Below are 18,525 nucleotides of genomic sequence, written 5' to 3'. Positions count from 1 at the left end.
AGAAGAGACCGTACCGCCAATCTAAAAAGGGAAAACGGATTGACAAGTCAATTCACCCATTCTCTGTGTCATTTGGTATCATGAAGAACGAAGATCAATTCCCCAGGCGCCCCTTTGAAGATCAGGTCCACGACGACCAACGAAAATACTCGCGGTATGTATGTGATTCCAGAGCCATTCCTCATGAAATCGATGGTTTAAAGCCTGTTCAACGACGAATTCTTTGGGCGATGTGGAATTCGGATGCGCGAAATCGACACACAAAAACAGTTAAAGTAGCAGGCTTGGCTATGGGTTACCACCCTCATGGGGATCGTTCTATTCAAGATGCACTTTCCCAAATGGCACAAGACTTTGCTTTTGCCAATAACTTCCCTTTAGTCCACGGCGAAGGTACATTTGGAGATGTACTAGATCCAAATGCAATCGCATCTCCTCGTTATACAGAAGTTAAATTATCTGACTTTGCGAAAGACATTGGTTTTTTTGAGAGTTTACCAGACATAGATTATGTAAAAAATTATGATGAAACGGAAGATGAGCCTATCCACTTTGTAGGTAAAATACCAGTTGTCCTCTTAAATAACATCCAAGGGATAGCAACGGGATTTCGTTGTTTCATCCCAGGTCACAAATTGTCCGATGTCATCGACTCTCAGGTTTCCTACTTAAAGACTGGGAAAACAAAAAAAATCACTCCTTGGTACAAAGGATACGGTGGAGAGGTCAAACTTTCCAAAAATGACAATGGTTCTACTGTCATGTCTACTACTTTTGGTTTCCGTCGCGAGGATGGAAAGCTGTATCTCACCGATGCTCCAATGAATTGGAACAGAGAAAAAGTGATCCTCTACTTAGATGATATCATTGAGAAAAAGGACAATTGGTTAAAGGACTACGTCGACCACTCCAGCCAAACATTCAAGATTGAGTTGATTGCGAAAAAAGGAGAAGAGCCTTCCGACAAGGAATTAATGGCGCTTTTCTCAAAAGAGAGCAATGAAGTTCTTACTGTAAATATCATCACTCACGAAGGAAAGTTAAAGAACTTTACACCTGAGGAGCTAATCAAACGTTTCTGTGACTTTAGAAAGACACATTTAATCCGCCGATTCAAAAGACTAGCAGGATTAGAAAAAGAAAAGATCGATAGAAACTCAGAACTCATTCGATTTATTAAAGAAAAGTGGAATGAAAAAGTAACTGGAATCAAATCCAAAAAGGATTTTGAAGAGAAATTGAAGGCCTCAAAGTTTGTATATTTTGAATGGTTGTCGAGTATACCTGTCTACAGAATGACTTTGGAAGAAGTGAAAAAGTGTGAAGAGGCAATAGTAGAAGCAAAGACAAAATTTGCAGAGTATACGGCCCTTCAAAAAGATGATAAAAAACTAACAGGCTTTATGGTGCAAGAGCTCGATGAGCTGAAAACAAAATGGGATCCAAAATAATTTATGGCTCAGAAAACTGAAAAAACCTCAGGAAATTCGCGAAATTTTAAGAAATTATCACACGTAGAACACGTCCGCATGAGAACTGGTATGTGGCTTGGGCAAAACTCTTTGTCCACATTCGAACAACACTTTTTTAAAAAAGACCAGTCCGGAAACTACGACATTAGCCATGAGGAGCTTTCTGACATACCTGCCAAAATCAAATGTCTTGATGAAGCATGTATGAACTGTGTAGATGAATACCGGAAGAATTTAAATGATAGGTCCATTCCCGAAAAGGACAAAATGAACAAACTCATAGTTCAGTTGTCAACGGATCGCAAACGAGTCACAATCCAGGACAATGGTAGAGGTATACCTGCCGAAAATGCAGAAGGTGTATATTTACATTTGATGTATGGTGAAAACTTTGATGATAAAGTCAAAGAAGATCATGTTGCTGGACAGAATGGTGTGGGTATTTCGCTGGTTAGAATCGTCTCTTCGTTTTTTCGCGTAAAAACGATTAACAATGGGAAAGCATACAAAAAAATGTTCACCATCCATGACGATGTCAAGAAAGTAATCAGAGGATTCAAACTTTCCAAAGAGGACACAGAGCGTGTCCAACTTTATTTTGACGAACATGGAACCTTTACAGATTGTCCGCTTTTAAGCGCAGAACAAATCAAACAACTCAAAGCACCATCCGAAAAAGCGGGTATGTTCGCTCAGATAGAAACAGCAAAGAAAGAAGACCATGGAACAACTGTAGAGTTTGAGTTAAACCCTGAATATTTCAATAAACTTGATGTGTCGTTTAATATTGATTTGGTGAAACAATATTTGCAGGATATCGCCATGTCCAATCCTGGTTTGGAAGTTGTTTTCATTCACAAATCAGGCAAAGAAAAGTATAAATTTAAGAAAGGTTTTGATGAGATTTTTAGTAATTCCGAGATGGTTTACTACAAAATGGATTATGCGGATAAAGCATCCTCTTCTCAGATCAACATGGACACTTATCTGGTAGTTGGCCAAAACAAAACTCTAACTTGGGTAAATTCCATTTTTTGTCCTCAGGGTGGATCGGCGATTGAATACCTGGAAAATCGGATTTGTGATGAAGTAAGAAAAAAATCACAAATCGTTTCTTTAGAGAAAAAATTAAATACACAGTGTACGAGAAATGATGTTAGAAGCGTGTTTCATATGTATGTAAACTTACGCATTCTCAATCCTCGTTTTAAATCACAAGATAAATCTTATCTAATCAACGACCTAAACGAAGATATACGTAAGGCCGTAGATAAACATTTGGAAAAATTCTTAAAGAAAACGGGTCTCATCGAAGAAATCAAAATGGTGATGGAGCGTCGCACCCAGTTAAAACAATTGGAAGATGCACAAAAAGGATTACGTAAAGCATCCAAGACAAATATCCCGAAACTTATGCCTCCTACAGGCAAAGCAAATGATGAAGGGCGTATCCTTTTCATAGCAGAAGGGGACTCAGCCATTGCAGGTTTGAGACCTGCAAGAAATCCGAAATTACATGGCCTATTTCCTTTGCGTGGCAAGCCATTGAATTGTAAAGGTATGTCACTCGCAAAAGCATTACAGAATGAAGAGTTAAAGAATATAGTAGCTATTGTAGGATTGCCATTGGATACAAAGGTAAAGTCGATTGATGAATTAAACTATGATAAAATCAGTATCATCACCGATGCAGATTTTGACGGCTATGCCATTCGTTCGCTCATGCTATCCTTTTTCTATGAATATTGGCCAGAGCTCTTCGATCTAGGTTTTGTCGCTGTATCCTCTGCTCCTCTTTACGAAGTAGATGTGAAATGGAAAGATGCAAAGAAGGAAACTGTGTTTTGTATTGATGACGCAGATTATGAGAAATTGGTGGCAAAGGTTAACAAATCCGGTGCGGAGATTACAAGAAAGAAACGTAACAAAGGTTTGGGTGAAACTGGAAAAGAAGCCATGAAATATGCAGTCGACCATTGTATGACTGTGATTACGATCGGTAATAAAAAAAGTGCTAAAAACATCCAGGATTTATGGTTTCATAAAGACTACGCGGAAAAGAGAAGGGAGGCAATCTCTGAATACGCGATGAGTGTAATCCAAGACTAACATTTCAATTCACTCCTTGGGGAGTAGCATTCACTCCCCAATCTTGCTTCTTCCCAAATTTAATACCATTCAAACTTTACGAATCAATAGGCTTTCAAAATTTGGAAGTATGATTTTTCATTTTAGTAGTAAAGAGTATTCTAAAATTTGTTTCACCTTCATAGTTTTTCTGTTTTTCGGTTGCCTTTCGATTCCTGAAACTGCGCAAAAGACTTTATATGGACCAGAAATTGAGGAAATCCTATCTGGACTTGTAGGCTCAAAATCTAAATCTATTACTTTTGCCTTTCAAGATGGCTTGGATATAAAAGAATCAGGATTTTTAGGAAAGGAAACAAAACCACATCGTTATAAGATCGGGAGTGTAACCAAGCTATTCACAACCATTGCCGTATTGCAATTACGAGATAGAGGAAAACTTTCATTAGATGATCCCTTGGCTCGCTACATTCCTGAGCTGAAAAAAATTCCAAAACAAAACAAAAATGCTCGTGACTTCACGATCAGAGATGTTTTAAAACACCAATCTGGTTTACCATCTGACTTAAGTTATGAATTCTTTTTAGATAGTGCCTCAAAGTATACAGATATCCAGAAGGCAAGGATTCGATCGCTCTCAATTTTAAAAGATTCACAGACCGCAGAGCCAGGACAATACACATCCTATTCTAATCTAGGGTTTGGCTTGTTGGGCATATTGATTGAAAGAACTAGCAATCTAGATATCGAAACTTATTTCCAAAAGAATATATTTGAAGTTGCTGGTATGGAACATTCAAGTTTGGTAGATGAAGCACAATCAACAGCGCTCATCGATGGATATGAAGGCATATTATTTTCAAGTAAGGTGCCAAAACCGATCATACGAGACCTCACGGCAGGTTCTCTCTCCACGACAGGTGCGGATATGCAAAGATTTTTTGCCGCCTTCTTTAGGAGTAAACAAAACCGAAATGGACTAATCTCTGCAAATTCATTCCGAGAAATGCATAGACTACAATCGCCTAGTCCTTTAGATTTCTCATTTCAGATTGGTTTAACAGTGATGTTAGATGATTTTCAGTCGAATGGTAAATCCGTAAAACTTGCTTTCCATTCGGGATCTTTACCTCCCTATGCTGCGCATTGGCTATATGATCCTGAATCAGAAATATCCGTATTCATTGCTGGAAATCAGTTCCCTGCCCATATCCAAGACATACCTGGGTCAGCCGAGAAGATATTTAAGGTTCTTTGGAAAAAGAGATTCGGCAATGAGATACATTCTGTCCAAGATAAGAAAAGTTTGCGAAAGTCTATCTTTCGTCCAGGGCTCTATGCTTCCTCAAATGGAATCATCGAGGTAAAAGAAGAAGGAGAAAAAAGAGAGCTCATCTTTTCAGGTCTTCCATTACAAATAGAAGAGAAGGATGGTGCATTTTATTTACGATTGAAGGCATTTTTTGGACTTTTTGACCTAACTCCAAAAGAACTCGAATCATGGATTGTGGAAATGGAGGAGACTTCAAAAGAAACTATCTTAACTTTGCAATCGTCTTCCTTAAAGAAAGGAGTTGCTGGTGTCGGAATTCTCAATATAGCACAAACTAACCAGATAGATTCAAAGTATTTAGGCACCTATCGGAATTTAGAAGCATTTCCTATTTTAACAAAAGTTAACTTATATTTTAAAGATAATCAATATTGTGTAATCGCTGTGAATTACAGACTCGCGAATTGGAATTCGAAAGTAGACTATCTTTGCAAAGTATTGGATCCAGAAACTCTTTTAATAGAGGGAAAAGGACGTAATCTCAATGAAATCATAAAGTTAAAAGAGAAAGATGGAAAGGTAATTTTGGTTCACTCAGGTGTAAACTTTGAAAAAGACTGAGTTGAGTGATTCAGAGAACGTATTCCGATAAACATCTGTAATATGTCTGAATGACTTTCCTTGGGTATGGCATCTAAAAAGTACTTTTGGATGCCATTCTTATAGATGGGCCAAGCAACTTTCACAGCTTCCTTTCCTTTTGGAAGAATTTCAATTCTCAAGGACCTTCCATCCTCTGAAGATTGGCGCCTACGGATCATGTGAGCAACTTCCATTCTATCCAATAGTTTTGAGACTGCACTCTTTGTGAGAACTAAATCTGCAAGGAGTTCTTTTAGAGATAGAGAATCTTTCCCACTCCTCACAAGTACGATCAAAACATCATACCACACCAAAGAAATGCAGTCTGAGGCCCTTAGATCCCTTTCAATTTGTTGGATGATTTCATGGTGCATCGTCAAGAAGTGGCGCCAAATCTCGATCCCAATAGATTTTTCTTTCATTCCGCATAGAATGCGAACCTATCGAAAAAAAAATACTCTTTTTTAGTTGACACGGAAACTATATTCTTGGATTAAGTTGACATGTCAACTAATAAGAGGTTTATATGAATTGGTTACTGAGAAGTTTAGAAACAGATGGAAGTTATGCTTCCCTAATCTTGCGTTTGACTTTAGGCATTGTGATCTGGGCTCATGGAGCCCAAAAACTTTTGGGCTGGTATGGGGGATATGGTTTTGAAGGAACCATGGGCTTTTTCACAGGAAAGATGGGGATTCCTTGGATCTTTGCATTGCTCGTAATCTTAGGAGAGTTTTTTGGAGGCATCTTTCTCGTCTTTGGATTTGCAGTTCGGTTTTCCGCCCTCTGGGTAGGCATCATTCTTCTGTTTGCGATGGTCTTAGTTCATTGGGAAAACGGATTCTTTATGAATTGGTTTGGAAACCAAACGGGCGAAGGCATAGAATTCTTTTTGCTCTTCTTAGCTATCTCTTTGAGTTTGGTGATCACGGGTGGAGGCAAATTCTCTTTAGATCGTTTGATAGCAGAAAACTTGGCTTAAAAACGAAAAGGGAAAGTAAGGAGCCAATTCTGGCTCCTTATCCGCGATGTTATTCGCCGTAGACAACGATGCGGGTTTTAGTGTAAGTAGAGAAAGATAATCTATTACATTTAAACAATCAATACTTTTGAATACCATCTTTCATTTAAGACTCACATTTGTAACTTGTTAATTTCCGAATCCTTTTGAAAACTCAATGGTAACATTATAAGAACCATACTTTACATTAACATCTGATAAGGACTGGGTCAAGAGGGACGAAGCAATAGCTGCAATTGGGTCTGTCTGTATATTCGAAAATGAGTATACTTTATTAGTCTTGGTAAAATTTTCTCGTGTGTACCCCCATCGAGTCGCAAACCAAGATGAATATCGGAATACAAAATCAATCGTCTGAGAATAACCTTTGTAAGATGCATCACCTTCTCCAAAGGAAAATCCAGAGGCAGAAGAATTTCCTAAACTGACATATGCAAAATCATTGCGGATGTCATTTCCTTTCAGATTGAAATAAAGGTGCTGTAAGTGTATCTCAAACCAACTGAGAGGTTTAAACTCAAATCCGATACCAGGAACGAGACCCGTATACTTTACATTCTGATCCGAAATACCATTAATAGCTAGAATTTGCCTATTGACTGCTGATCCTACAGGCACCGATCGAATTGTGCCAAAGTCAGATTTTGTTATCTGATTTAATTCGACATGCCTTAGGCTAAGGCCAACGGTTATGGATTCCGCTATGGGAAAAAAATAAGCAAATCCTAAGCGCTTTTGTTTGTCGGAATAATCCAAAGGAACAGAACTTAAGCCGAAACCAGATGAATTGAAAGTATTATAATCTCTATTCTGGACAATGGTTCTTGTTTCGTACAGAATTCTAAATTTATCTAGGTATCGATACTCGAGATCAAATTGGGTAGTTGAAGTTCTGAAATCCTTTCTAGGACCGAATAGAGTAGTGAACGCAGTGGAGTAAAACTCTCTTCCCCCCGAGGCGATCGTACTGGCTCTGTCATCCGCAATTAACTCCCCTTGCGCAGGAGTAAACATTGATCCATCTCCACCTAATAAACGAAAAAATACTCTGTGCTGATCTGGCTTTGGTTTTTCAAAGGGTTTTTCTAAAATTGTATCAAAATCTTTTGAATAACTTGTGGTGTTTGCAAAAAGAAAAAGGATAAAAAAAGCAATCGCATACTCACACTTCGTCGACATAAGGAAATTTATTCTCCCCATACGATAACACACTCTTTATAAAAGAGGTTGTATAGAACATTGAAAGAATCTCGGTCTACCAATGCGATTTTTGTGATTCCAGCATTTTTTGCAGCCTCTTCTATAGAGTTACCTGAGCCATAGTAGAAAAGATTGATCAATAAACCAGAGGATGCGCATGATTTACCAGATTTTAAAATCCTTGCTGATGTGATTTGGTTCCCAGTAACATCTCCGTTTACGTTTTGAGATGTACTAGTAAATAACAAACTCTGCATTGGTGCAGAAAGACAGTTTACAAAGAAACATAGAGCTAGTATGGGAAGGCAATGGATTTTCATTTCTGTTCTCCCGAAACGATAGTACAGTAATTTCTAAAGGTGATACCCAGAATACTGAGAGATGAATGATCAATAGTCGCCACCTTTATAATTCCATTCTCGAATGCAATGGAGCCTGCTGCCGCATTGCCAAATCCAACTAAGCCTAAAATTGAATATTGGCAACCTTTTGAGGTTTTATTCACTTTGACATTGTTTTCTGGATTGATGAGGCCAGGGAAAGTTATGGAAGTAAAAAGTCCACCCATCGTGGGTCCGGTAGCACAGTGTAACATAAGCAATGTTAGCGATAAAGTAATGAATTTAAAAAATGGTTTCATTGAATGGATTGCCCCTTAACAATCGAACAGAATCTGTGGTAGAGATACCCCCCTAAAATACCTAGCTGTTGGTAATCAACGTAGGCAACCTTTGAAAACTTTCCCTCTGACTTTGCCCTTTCGATACTAGAATCTCCCCAAGAAATCAAATACAAGACAGAGTGATTACATACTTGGACATCATTGCTCGCTTCCGCGTTTAGGCCAATGAAGCCTGGTGTAAAATTTCGATGAAAAATAAACCCACCCTTATTATATGGGGAAGAACTGGCGTATTCTCGCGTAGGATTTGTGTTTGCCGCTGTTTGAACAGTGGTTAGGTTCATTCCTGTGCATGAGACAAGCGCAAGGGAAATTAAAGAAAAAAATGTTGAATTCTTGTATGATTTATACAAAGCTAACACCTCATTATACGATTAAAATGCAAACCTAATGGATGTAAAAAAATAGTCAATGGAAATATAAGATAAAATCTGTTAGTTTGCAATTTAACAAAGAAATGTTGGTGAGAAAATAATTTATTGCATCTGTTATGCATAAATTGTATCTAAATCTTGATGAGAAAAATAAAGCAAATTTAGATTGTTTTTTCGAATTTGGACTAGAAATACTACGAACTATCTTTTAAATTTCAAACCTCCTTTGTGTATCTAAGTCGGTTTCGATAATGAGCTATGTAAGTTATGGCAACTAACAATCCTACTGGCAGAGCAAAAAAGATGTGCACTTGGATTAGTCCTGCTATCATTCCTAAGATTCCACCTAAAAATTGAATGACGACAAGGTTTCCACCTGTATTGTCTAAGATCATTTTTTCCAGTTCGTCTGTATCCAATTCCATAACACGTTCTTCAACGAGGGCAGTCACATTGATCTTATGTACGAACTTTTCAATGTTCTTTTTGAGGTATACCTTTCCTTCCTCACTGTTCATAAATTCCAAAAGACGGCGGATTACCCAATCTGTGGCCCGCAAAAAGTTTTTATCGATCTCCTCCCAATTGTTTGGATCATCCAAATAAGACTGCAATCTTTCAATCCCCGTCGGCAGTAAATTTTGTCTCGCATAATCACCGCTTGCTTCGAGCCAATCGGAAATTTTTCGAGTAATGAAATCTTGGGTTTCTTTAGAATTCAATCTCTCTTGCAATCGGCGCATCACTTCATCCATCATTCCCATGAATTGGCCAGATGTTTCGGGGTCTTGTACAAATCGTTCGAGTAATTCTCGGATAGCTTCATCATTAAAGGAAAAGATTTTTTTAACTCCAATACCGATTTTACCAAGAGTGTTTCTAGTGCGGAGGTATTCTTCCAAACCTTCGTTTAGCATATTTGCTAGTTTGGGCATTTCTTCCAAAAGTAGCACTCGCAACTGGTTTCCAATTTCTTCTCTGTTGGATTGTTCTGTTAAATATTCTGAAATCTTATTGCGTGTATAGATCCAGAGTTTCTGCACTTCCTCTGGGCGTTGGGCCATCTTTTTGATTGTCTCTTCCGAAAAATCAAAAACTACCTCAAGAATTTCTGGACCCCTTTCTTTTAAGAGAGTGATGATTTTTGTAACTAGAATTTCACGGATTTCGTCATTATGCAAAGCTTCATCGATCTCTTTAGCAATCTTTTGTAATCCAGACTCGACTAAATTTCTTTCATAGATATAGGCAAGGATGATATCAGGGTGCAATAGATTTGTTTGGATACTTTCACCCAATGACTTGGCAATCTTTGGTTTGTTCTTGGGGACAAGCCCTGACCAGCCAAGCACCTTTCCATGCTTTGGTTGGAATAACATTTTTATGGCCAAAAAATTTGTGAAGTATCCTACAATACCTGCCATTAAGACCACAAAACAGGCATTAATCCATAAATTACTTTCCCAATACACTTGTAGTCCGCCCGCAATGAGGGAAAAGATTACAAGTAATTTTCTATACCAATTATCTAATTTAGCGACATCCATCCCAACTAGCCACTTGTATCCATAAATTTACCGGCACCTTTTCGGATCCAAGATCTTGGTAACAAACCTGTGAGTCCGACAACACCTTGGTTTACCATACCAGTGATGCATACTGCTTGGTTATGGTACAAGGCTCGCAAGGATTCTTCAGCGACCTCTTTTGCATCTTGCCACATAAAGCCTGGGTATTTGGATTTTTCTATACCTGCTCTTTGGTGGAATTGTGAATGAGTTAGGCCAGGACATAACGCTTGCACATGGATACCATGCGGGATTGCTTCTTCGTGGATAGCTTCCGTAAATGATTTAACATATGCTTTAGTGGCGGCATAGGTTGCACTCCCTGGTGCTGGTAAAAAACCTGCTATCGAAGCTACGTTGATGATAAATCCTTTTTTACGTGGTTTAAAGGCATTGAGTGCCGTATGACTCAAACTCACCAAGGCTTTTACATTCAAATTGATTTGGTCGAGTTCTTTTTCGAGATCAAGATTTGCAAATTCACCAACAGTGCCGAAGCCCGCATTGTTAATCAAAAATTCAAAGTCTTTATCCTTTCGCATCACATCCGATAGTTCTTCCCATGATTTTTTTTTGCTCAAATCATAAGCTAAAGGTTTTAAAATCCCTCTCGATGTCGGTTCCAATTCTGCAATTGTTTTATTTAGATCTGACAATGATCGAGAGATAAGAAATACGTTATAGTCTTTTGCTATTGCCTTTACAAACTCTTTCCCTATGCCTTGGGAGGCTCCTGTTACGTATGCATTTTTCATTAATTTGGTTTCCTTTTCATTAAAATTGCTGTCTCACCGTTGGGATAATAGTTTTTACGAGTTTCTAAAATACCAAATCCAACTTTCTGGTAAAGATTGAGTGCGGTCTTGTTGTTTTCTCTGAGCTCTAAAAAAAAATCTTTGCTAGGAAATTCTTGGAAGAGGCTATGCAATAAAAATGTTGCAACACCTAACCTATGATAGTTGGGAAGTGTTGCAATTCTAAAAATTTCTACTTCCCAAGGAGTTTCGCAAATGAGTGCATAGCCCTGCGCCCTCTCGCCAAATGCTAGATAGGCAGCATGGAACTCCAGGTGGTTCAGGAGCATTTTTTTTGTCCAGGCATCCTCGGGAAAACAGAGCATTTCCCAAGTCTCAAGATCAGAAAGATCTTTTTCTGAAATTGGGCGCATTTCAAGAGACATAATCTCATTTTTTTCTAGCCAGGCGAAAGAAAGAAACTAAAATCGAGATTCATGGCGAGAAAAGTTCTCATACCTCTCCTTTTCCTTTCCCTTCTTTCCTGTGATGGTATCAAAAACCTTGGAAAATCTCGCTGGGAAAAACAAAAATCTGATCCTGGGGCGGATGAAAAGGACCTGGTGCGCTGGTCTGAGAAATTGGCATTGGAAGAGGCCGAAATTTCTGAGATGGATGAAAAAATCCGTAAGATGGTGCAAAAATCAAACCAGGCCGGAGCCCTTGCTTGGAAGATTGCACGAGGTTATATGAGGGCTGGTTCCTTTGAACGAAGTAGCCAATACTACCAAGAGGCCTTGCAGGTGGAATCAAAACAAGCTGGTTACGAAATCCATTCCTTTGAATCTGCACTTCCGTTCTTTGAGAAAGCCATCCAAATGGGCAAGTTAGATAAACAGTTGTTATTCGAGGCAGCTCTTGCATATGCAAATGCATCAAAAGATATGGGATGGGAGCCTGGTCGCAGAAAAAGAGCGATAGAACTTTTCCAATCTCTCACTCGTTTGGACCCGAAAGATAGTCGATTTCCATTTCAATTGGCGCTCATCTATTTTGATTCCAGTCTTCGTTCGGAAGCCTGGGAAGGGAAGGGCAATCCAGGATATGGAAACTTAGAAGAAGCTTTCGAATTGTTGGACTCGATACTGAAAGTAGAACCCTATAACATACCTGCTCGGTTTGCGAAGGCCAATTTTTTATACCAGATTGGAATGATGTCGGGAGCCCAAGCCGAATATAGCAAAATCAAATCAGATCTGGAATATTTAAAACAGCAGGGACAAATCAGAGAGCCCCTCGAGAAAAACCAATCCTATCAAAATGTCCTAAAAAATCTAAGTACTATCCAAAGCCAGAATCCTAATCTCTGAACCTTTCTCTATGTGTATTTAGAGTCATTCTTTGCTCAAGCCTCAGTTGCCTCTTTCTGTCACAAAACCGGTATTTGGCGAAATAATGATTCTTTGGATTCCCTATACCAAACTTGTAAAAATTTTTTCCCAAGAGATCGTTTTACTCTTCTAAAGGCGAGAGCTGATTCCTTAGCGAAGAGCCTACTTGGGCAAAATTTTATAAACATCTATTCAAAAGCCTACCCTGAGCTACTGAGAGAGATCTATGACCCTCCTCTCGTACTCTCCTTTATCGGGGATCTATCCCTCTTTTCACTTCCAAAGGTTGCCATTGTGGGCACAAGAAAGGCTTCGCCAGTTTCCTTACTGGCAACAAAACTATTGGTTGAGAGGCTTGGTGAAACTAGTATTCCTACTCTTGCGCTTGTATCCGGGATGGCCATGGGAGTTGACAGACAAGTTTTTATAACCGCCATGGACCAAGGTTTGGCTGTGATTGGTTTACTTGGCACAAGCATCCAAGAAGAGTATCCTCCTTCCAACCGAGATTTATACAAAAAAGTGAAAGCGTATCAAAAACACCTTCTCCTAACAGAATATATCCATGAGCAGAGTCCGAGTCCCTGGACATTCCCAAAACGAAACCGATTGATTTCGGGACTCGCTCCAATCGTCTACATCATGGAATCAGGGAAAAAATCAGGGACTATATCTACCGCACATAGTGCACTCTCACAAAATCGCGAAATCGTTGTCTTTGATCATTCTTTACAATACGACAATGAAGGCGGGAGAGTTTTGGTCTCAGAAGGAGCGGATGTACTCAACTTTGAAGATTTAATAGAAGGAAAGGGGCAAGTGATTCGCAGCGATGTCTATCCAAAGAAGGTCCTAAGCTTCCAGGAGTGGCAGGTCTATGCAAAAAAGGAAACTAGTTTTGCATTGCAACCCGAGCTCACTCCCTTGGGTTCAGGATATATATGGAAGCCGTTTACTTAAAGAAATACCCTGCGACTGTTGCCAGTACATAAATCACCAAAAGGATTACACCAATCGGTCGTTTGATGGTGTCTTTTGAAGCAAAGATACCAACTCGAAATATGATTAAAACAAGTAACATTGCCGGAAAATAGAATTGGAAGAAGTTTACGGGAGCTTCTAAACCATTTGCCGTCACCGCCGCTGAGGCTCCAGATACAAAAAGTACGTTGAGAATATCTGCTCCTATGATGTTTCCCATCGCTAACTCCGAATGGCCTCGTCTAGATGCTTGGATAGCAGTCACGAGCTCCGGTAAAGATGTCCCAAACGCAACTAATGTGGCTCCAATGATTGCATCTGGAATGTATAAAGTTTTAGCAGTTATTTCAACTGCAGGAATTAAAATCTGGGAAGAAATGATCACAACACCAATCGCAATCAACAATTTGATAATGACAATTATGGCAGAGGAATCATCAACATCTGTCGTATCATCAATACCTTCTTCCAATTCACCAGGTTTGGATCTGGACCATCGGATGCTGAAGTAGATATAAAGTCCGAGTAAAAAGAGAAAGAAGATACCTGTTGCCTGTGTAATTCTTCCGCCTAAGGTAAAGGTAGAGTTGAGATCAAACCAAGGTATGGCAGCAAAGAATAACAAAAAACCTGCTCCCACTTGGATCCAACCTTGTCTATTAACCAATCGTCTGTCTATGCTAGGTGGCGAGATAAGTATTGCAATGCCCAAGATCAATCCAGTATCACAAATGATAGAGCCCACGGCATTTCCCAAAGCGATTCCGGGATTCCCCTCGAGGGAAGAAATAACCGAAACAGAAACCTCAGGCAAGGTGGTTCCTAAACTTACTAAAGTAGCCCCTATGATCATTTTGGGAACACCCCATCGCAATGAGAGAGAAACTGCCTCGTCAACGAGTACGTCCGCTGCCTTCCCAAGTGCCAATATGGCAAGAAGGATCACAAGAAATAAGAGCGGAAGAGGAAATGCTTGAAAGGTTATGTGTAGAAATTCATCCATGGATAGAGACCAATTTATGATTTGCCCAAACCGATTTCGAGTCTTTCTTCTACTTTTTTTTGCCGCAAACATTCTATTTGCTCAACCAAAAGCTCCGCAGGAGCCGACCTCACCAAAAATACCAGGAGAGCAAAGGTTGGAAGAACGCAACGTGAGAGGTGAGGTAACCGAAGCGAATGTCATCCGCACGATCACTCTCTGCGACGGACGTACCCTACGTGGCCAAACAAAGGAGCAAAACGATGGGTTTAGTTTTTTGCATACAAAGGATGGGATTGAATATAAAAAACAACTCAAATGGTCCGAGGTGCAGATGATCAAGATTGATTCTTGGGAATTGAAGCAAAAAAAAGAAGAGAAGAAAGGTATCACCTATGAGGCGCTTCCCAAAAAAATCCGAATTAGAACCAAACAGGGCGAATTTTTCTACAAAGAAAGTGGATTGGCTGATCTAAAACTTCTAAGTCTAAGTATAGAAAACCAAAACGGGGTCGCTACCGTTTATTCTTATTGGGTAGATCTTTTGTATCCGAATCAGACATGGTATTCTGGCTTACCCAATCCAAAGGGAGACAAACTAGTGAGAGAGGATTGTTATAAAGATGTAGTTAGGATGATAGAGTGGGAATGAGTCCTTTCTCAACTAAATACGCAGAGATCACCAAACAAATCCAAAATCTAGATCCAGTCTTATATGGAAAAACTAGAAATTACATAGATGGAAAGGTTTCTTATCTTTCCCCTTATCTCTCGAGGGGCCTTATTAGTACAAAACGGATCTTCGATCATATACTTTCCTTGGGATATAAACGTTATCAAATCAGCTCTTTTTTGCAAGAGTTAGCTTGGCGCGAATACTACCAAAGGATTTGGTCAGCCAAGGGGGATGGTATTTTCCAAGACTTGAAACGAGAGCAGCCAGATGTCCATCACTTCGGTATCCCGAAATCTGTCCTCTTGGCAAGAACTGGGATTGAAGGAATAGACAAAGAGATCCAAAAACTCTACTCCATCGGCTACATGCACAATCATGTAAGAATGTACCTTGCCTCCCTTGTTTGCAACATCGCTAGAGCACATTGGTATGAGCCATCTCGGTGGCTTTATTATCATTTGTTAGATGGAGATCTGGCAAGTAATACATGCAGTTGGCAGTGGGTAGCCGGAGCATTTAGTAACAAAAAGTACATAATGAACCAAGAGAACATTAATAGGTATACACACACCTTACAATTCCAAACACCTCTGGATAAAAGTTATGAAGAGATTATGACTATGGATTGCCCAGAAGAATGGTCGGAATTAGAAAACCCGATCTTGGAAATAGATTTACTTAAGTGGTCAGAAAGATTAGCTCCAGATCTTCTAAAGAGATTTCTCTCCAAAGAAGATTTACAAAATGACTTCCAAGCAGATGTCCAAAATAAAAACATTTTTCTCTATCATTTTTACCACCTAGATCCAGAATGGAGGTCTCTTGAAGAAGGGAATCGTTATTTGGTATTGCCTCCAAGTCTGTTTAAAAAACATCCTGTGTCAGAACAAGTTCTTCAATTTACAATTTCTCTTGCCCTTGAGAATCTTCCGAACTTGCAAATCTTAATTCAAGAATGGGAAGATATTTTGCCTATTTTGGCAGCTAACAAAATATATACGCGAGAACACCCAAGTCTTCCCCATTTAGATATCCATCTAGACGAACGGGAATGGATGTATCCCAACGTGAACGGCTTTTATCCTAGTTTTTTTAATTACTGGAAGCGATGTGAAAAGTACCTAGATACGTTTTTTGGGTAAGTATTTATAGTATTCCATTTCAATCGTGTTGATGAGATAGGTATAGTATTTGACCATCTTCTTATCAAACTTCTTTTTGTTCATCTCATCGCGATAGAAGTCAGCTAACTGGTCACGGAAGAGGGCTGCCTTTAAGTCGTTTCTGTTGATATAGATTGTACTTGGTTGGTCTTTGACGGCAACTTCGTCTGGAATAAGAATAGTGGCTACAGATTGTAAAACCGCATACTCCACAGTAGATGCCACCTTGTCATCATTCGTTTCTTTGGCCAAACTCATATGATTGCGTTTGATATTGTCCAAGTTTTCATAGATCCGAGTTTTTAGTGTTTTTGGATCTAAAACCTTGTCTGTAATCTTATTGAATCGTTTTGGGAAGACAAAATTATCAGCCGCCTTGTAAATATGGGCGATTTTTTCTTCTTTAGGATTGCTATCTTCGTCTTTACCAACTGAAGAACCAAGTGAACTGCCAGAACTAGACCCTGGTTTTCCCCATTCTGACAAAGCCCCAAACTTACCTGAGTTCTTTATATCCTCACGAATCTCGTCCTGCGATTTTTCTCGAAAGAATAAGGCAGCCATAAAACCAGCGACTACCGAGAACGGTACGCCAAAAAACAGTGGCATCGCTGAACGCAAATAATAGGCGGCTGTGACAAAGATCAAAGTTGAGACTATGAAGGTCATGACACCAGAAACAATGTTGAAACGACTTCTGATATCCTCTTGTTTTGCGCGTTCCGCTTCTTGGATTTCCAATTCGCGGATACCTGCGTTCATTTTGGAGATGGCATCTGGCCTTAACTTGCTGTTTAATCCAGGGTGTTTTGGATTGGAGAGTCTATGGTTGATGATTTTAGCGTATTCTAATTGTTTTTCTAATTCGGGATTTCCTTTGCCTTCAAAGGAAAGTTTGTGAATAACGGCCGCTAAATAACCGTGGTCCACAACATAGTAGATGGTCCTGCCATTTTCCTGCTTTTCTTCATAATAAGAAAACTCTGAGAAGACATCGTCTTTTAGTCTTTTGATATATTCCTTTGCCTTTTCTTCAGAGGTGATACCAGCTTGTGCTACCTCATCTTCGAAATTAATTCTCAGAAGTGTATGGTTGTTCTTTGTATACTCAGGAATTTTTGACATGACGGTTTGTTTTACAGAAGAATAGATATTGTCATCTTTCCTATGTAATACGGAACCTTTTTCCTCACAAAGCCTTCTTAAGATTTTGATACTTGTGTCAACAGTTTCTCTGACTTGGTCGCTCAAACCACCCTTTCCAGAAGTAAAAGGGAAAGATTCAACGAGAGTCAGAAATTTTTTGACCCTCTCTTCTGGATTCATCTTGTCTTCGATAGAAGTAAAATGATTTGTCTGGAAATACTCGTTTATTCTTTGTAAGAATGATTCATATTTGGCATCTGTTGCCATCTTTATCAGATATTCTTTTGTAAATGTTTCAAGAGCATCCAACTGCGAAAGGATTTGATTGACCACTTCTGGTAACTTTTTGAATTTTCCATCTGGATGAATGTCCAATTCATCAATGACAATGTGATAATCACTCAAGATTGGCAATGCTAGACTTTGTTCTTTGGCAAAATTTACGAAATCAATCAAAAAATCAGCCATTGGTAAGTACGGAATGTTCCCAAATCCCTTCCTTACTAAAGATGTGACTTCCGACTCAAGGCTACCCAACTTCGGATAGAGCCAAGGTTTACCATCTCGGTTCTTTTGGATGAGAATATTCCCTGGATTTTGTTCATCCCAGTTTCTACCTTTTTTGGCTCGGTTGTCCAAAAGGAGTTTCACTAGCTCTTGCGAAAATCGAAAGCAAGCTTGGCGGTATGGGATGGTATCTGTTTTGTTTTCTTTCTGTGGGGCAATGAGTGCGATTTTACTAGCGATTTTACTCCCGTTTTTTATCAAATAGGGGTAAGCATACATGACTCGATTGGTACCCCTATGGTCAATGTCCAATAACAGGCGTAAGGCGTGATAAATAGCATTCTCAGTTTTGCCTTGGGCACCCAAATTGTTGTACTTACCCAAAGCTTCTGGGACCTTATCGAGTGTAAGGAGGTAGGATGGATGCACTTCCTTACTCCCATGTTTTTCAACACGTTTGTGCCAATCTTTGAGTTCATCTAAAATACACCTAGCAGTGGGGCTGAGGCTGCCAATAGCATCCGATAGTTGGATGTAGGATTGTGAGCTAGGTGTCTGCACCTCTGCTGGGGCCCGGGTTTCCTCTTTCCCAAAGCTGATATCTAGTTCATCTGAATCGTTCATT

At 39.4% G+C, this 18,525-nt stretch carries 18 protein-coding genes; 8 read left to right on the top strand and 10 right to left on the bottom strand.

Going from position 1 to position 18,525, the window contains the following annotated elements:
* Positions 1 to 80: 80 nt before the first annotated feature.
* From DI060_RS07885 to DI060_RS07875, 3 genes are all read left to right on the top strand, one after another.
* Positions 81 to 1,451 carry a DNA gyrase subunit A gene (locus DI060_RS07885; protein ID WP_108975751.1) on the top strand — a complete coding sequence of 457 codons (1,371 nt, stop codon included), beginning with the start codon at positions 81 to 83 and terminating at the stop codon, positions 1,449 to 1,451.
* 3 nt (positions 1,452 to 1,454) lie between these two features.
* A complete protein-coding gene (locus DI060_RS07880) occupies positions 1,455 to 3,581 on the top strand; it encodes a toprim domain-containing protein (RefSeq protein ID WP_108975431.1) in 2,127 nt (708 codons plus the stop codon).
* Positions 3,582 to 3,690: 109 nt separating this feature from the next.
* The gene (locus DI060_RS07875; protein ID WP_135355018.1) at positions 3,691 to 5,454 is read left to right on the top strand and encodes a serine hydrolase domain-containing protein; all 1,764 of its coding nucleotides are present in this window, start codon (positions 3,691 to 3,693) and stop codon (positions 5,452 to 5,454) included.
* Here the strand turns inward: DI060_RS07875 and DI060_RS07870 are convergent.
* Complete coding sequence (locus DI060_RS07870) at positions 5,424 to 5,897, bottom strand: MarR family winged helix-turn-helix transcriptional regulator (RefSeq protein WP_108975427.1); 474 nt, start codon at positions 5,895 to 5,897, stop codon at positions 5,424 to 5,426. The genes DI060_RS07875 and DI060_RS07870 overlap by 31 nt on opposite strands.
* 104 nt (positions 5,898 to 6,001) lie before the next feature.
* On the opposite strand from DI060_RS07870, the gene DI060_RS07865 reads away from it, so the two are divergent.
* Complete coding sequence (locus tag DI060_RS07865; protein ID WP_108975425.1) at positions 6,002 to 6,457, top strand: DoxX family protein; 456 nt, start codon at positions 6,002 to 6,004, stop codon at positions 6,455 to 6,457.
* 168 nt (positions 6,458 to 6,625) lie between these two features.
* Here DI060_RS07865 and DI060_RS07860 read toward each other — a convergent pair whose 3' ends face one another.
* The 7 genes from DI060_RS07860 to DI060_RS07830 form a co-directional block, all read right to left on the bottom strand.
* The gene (locus DI060_RS07860; protein WP_108975423.1) at positions 6,626 to 7,675 is read right to left on the bottom strand and encodes a hypothetical protein; all 1,050 of its coding nucleotides are present in this window, start codon (positions 7,673 to 7,675) and stop codon (positions 6,626 to 6,628) included.
* A gap of 8 nt (positions 7,676 to 7,683) precedes the next feature.
* Complete coding sequence (locus DI060_RS07855; protein ID WP_108975420.1) at positions 7,684 to 8,016, bottom strand: TRL domain-containing protein; 333 nt, start codon at positions 8,014 to 8,016, stop codon at positions 7,684 to 7,686.
* A complete protein-coding gene (locus DI060_RS07850; RefSeq protein ID WP_108975418.1) occupies positions 8,013 to 8,336 on the bottom strand; it encodes a TRL-like family protein in 324 nt (107 codons plus the stop codon). Before DI060_RS07850 ends, DI060_RS07855 begins: the two co-directional genes overlap by 4 nt.
* Positions 8,333 to 8,662: an adhesin Lsa14 gene (gene lsa14, locus DI060_RS07845; protein WP_108975749.1), complete on the bottom strand. Its 330-nt coding sequence runs from the start codon at positions 8,660 to 8,662 to the stop codon at positions 8,333 to 8,335. The genes DI060_RS07850 and lsa14 overlap by 4 nt, the downstream gene beginning before the upstream one ends.
* Positions 8,663 to 8,967: 305 nt before the next feature.
* Positions 8,968 to 10,299: a DUF445 family protein gene (locus DI060_RS07840; RefSeq protein ID WP_108975416.1), complete on the bottom strand. Its 1,332-nt coding sequence runs from the start codon at positions 10,297 to 10,299 to the stop codon at positions 8,968 to 8,970.
* Positions 10,300 to 10,304: 5 nt separating this feature from the next.
* Positions 10,305 to 11,075, bottom strand: coding sequence for an SDR family NAD(P)-dependent oxidoreductase (locus DI060_RS07835; protein WP_108975414.1), 771 nt, complete (start codon positions 11,073 to 11,075; stop codon positions 10,305 to 10,307).
* Entirely contained in the window at positions 11,075 to 11,488 is a 414-nt protein-coding gene (locus DI060_RS07830; protein ID WP_244594315.1) for a GNAT family N-acetyltransferase, read from the bottom strand. The genes DI060_RS07835 and DI060_RS07830 overlap by 1 nt, the downstream gene beginning before the upstream one ends.
* A gap of 63 nt (positions 11,489 to 11,551) precedes the next feature.
* Here DI060_RS07830 and DI060_RS07825 point away from each other — a divergent pair, with 63 nt between their 5' ends.
* On the top strand, positions 11,552 to 12,424 hold the full coding sequence (locus DI060_RS07825) for a tetratricopeptide repeat protein (protein WP_108975410.1): 873 nt from the start codon (positions 11,552 to 11,554) through the stop codon (positions 12,422 to 12,424).
* Between the two features lie 93 nt (positions 12,425 to 12,517).
* A complete protein-coding gene (locus DI060_RS07820; protein WP_244594314.1) occupies positions 12,518 to 13,405 on the top strand; it encodes a DNA-processing protein DprA in 888 nt (295 codons plus the stop codon).
* Here the strand turns inward: DI060_RS07820 and DI060_RS07815 are convergent.
* Positions 13,398 to 14,429, bottom strand: coding sequence for a sodium:calcium antiporter (locus DI060_RS07815; RefSeq protein ID WP_108975406.1), 1,032 nt, complete (start codon positions 14,427 to 14,429; stop codon positions 13,398 to 13,400). The two genes, DI060_RS07820 and DI060_RS07815, sit on opposite strands and share 8 nt — an antisense overlap.
* Between DI060_RS07815 and DI060_RS07810 the strand changes: the two genes are divergently transcribed.
* Positions 14,428 to 15,060: a hypothetical protein gene (locus DI060_RS07810; protein ID WP_108975404.1), complete on the top strand. Its 633-nt coding sequence runs from the start codon at positions 14,428 to 14,430 to the stop codon at positions 15,058 to 15,060. The two genes, DI060_RS07815 and DI060_RS07810, sit on opposite strands and share 2 nt — an antisense overlap.
* Positions 15,057 to 16,226 carry an FAD-binding domain-containing protein gene (locus DI060_RS07805; protein ID WP_108975402.1) on the top strand — a complete coding sequence of 390 codons (1,170 nt, stop codon included), beginning with the start codon at positions 15,057 to 15,059 and terminating at the stop codon, positions 16,224 to 16,226. Before DI060_RS07810 ends, DI060_RS07805 begins: the two co-directional genes overlap by 4 nt.
* On the opposite strand, the gene DI060_RS07800 is transcribed toward DI060_RS07805, so the two are convergent.
* Positions 16,206 to 18,524, bottom strand: coding sequence for a hypothetical protein (locus DI060_RS07800; RefSeq protein ID WP_244594313.1), 2,319 nt, complete (start codon positions 18,522 to 18,524; stop codon positions 16,206 to 16,208). The genes DI060_RS07805 and DI060_RS07800 overlap by 21 nt on opposite strands.
* Between the last annotated feature and the right edge of the window lies 1 nt (position 18,525).

Origin of the sequence: Leptospira ryugenii (assembly GCF_003114855.1) — a bacterium.
In the GTDB taxonomy this organism is placed as follows: domain Bacteria; phylum Spirochaetota; class Leptospiria; order Leptospirales; family Leptospiraceae; genus Leptospira_A; species Leptospira_A ryugenii.
This window is presented reverse-complemented; position numbering and strand designations above follow the sequence as displayed.

Coding starts and splice junctions, on each gene's coding strand:
- DI060_RS07830 (WP_244594315.1), bottom strand. CDS start 11,488: ATGCGCCCAATTTCAGAAAAAGATCTTTCTGATCTTGAGACTTGGGAA.
- lsa14 (WP_108975749.1), bottom strand. CDS start 8,662: ATGAACCTAACCACTGTTCAAACAGCGGCAAACACAAATCCTACGCGA.
- DI060_RS07840 (WP_108975416.1), bottom strand. CDS start 10,299: ATGGATGTCGCTAAATTAGATAATTGGTATAGAAAATTACTTGTAATC.
- DI060_RS07855 (WP_108975420.1), bottom strand. CDS start 8,016: ATGAAAATCCATTGCCTTCCCATACTAGCTCTATGTTTCTTTGTAAAC.
- DI060_RS07805 (WP_108975402.1), top strand. CDS start 15,057: ATGAGTCCTTTCTCAACTAAATACGCAGAGATCACCAAACAAATCCAA.
- DI060_RS07870 (WP_108975427.1), bottom strand. CDS start 5,897: ATGAAAGAAAAATCTATTGGGATCGAGATTTGGCGCCACTTCTTGACG.
- DI060_RS07825 (WP_108975410.1), top strand. CDS start 11,552: ATGGCGAGAAAAGTTCTCATACCTCTCCTTTTCCTTTCCCTTCTTTCC.
- DI060_RS07860 (WP_108975423.1), bottom strand. CDS start 7,675: ATGTCGACGAAGTGTGAGTATGCGATTGCTTTTTTTATCCTTTTTCTT.
- DI060_RS07865 (WP_108975425.1), top strand. CDS start 6,002: ATGAATTGGTTACTGAGAAGTTTAGAAACAGATGGAAGTTATGCTTCC.
- DI060_RS07880 (WP_108975431.1), top strand. CDS start 1,455: ATGGCTCAGAAAACTGAAAAAACCTCAGGAAATTCGCGAAATTTTAAG.
- DI060_RS07875 (WP_135355018.1), top strand. CDS start 3,691: ATGATTTTTCATTTTAGTAGTAAAGAGTATTCTAAAATTTGTTTCACC.
- DI060_RS07800 (WP_244594313.1), bottom strand. CDS start 18,524: ATGAACGATTCAGATGAACTAGATATCAGCTTTGGGAAAGAGGAAACC.
- DI060_RS07835 (WP_108975414.1), bottom strand. CDS start 11,075: ATGAAAAATGCATACGTAACAGGAGCCTCCCAAGGCATAGGGAAAGAG.
- DI060_RS07815 (WP_108975406.1), bottom strand. CDS start 14,429: ATGGATGAATTTCTACACATAACCTTTCAAGCATTTCCTCTTCCGCTC.
- DI060_RS07885 (WP_108975751.1), top strand. CDS start 81: ATGAAGAACGAAGATCAATTCCCCAGGCGCCCCTTTGAAGATCAGGTC.
- DI060_RS07810 (WP_108975404.1), top strand. CDS start 14,428: ATGGATAGAGACCAATTTATGATTTGCCCAAACCGATTTCGAGTCTTT.
- DI060_RS07850 (WP_108975418.1), bottom strand. CDS start 8,336: ATGAAACCATTTTTTAAATTCATTACTTTATCGCTAACATTGCTTATG.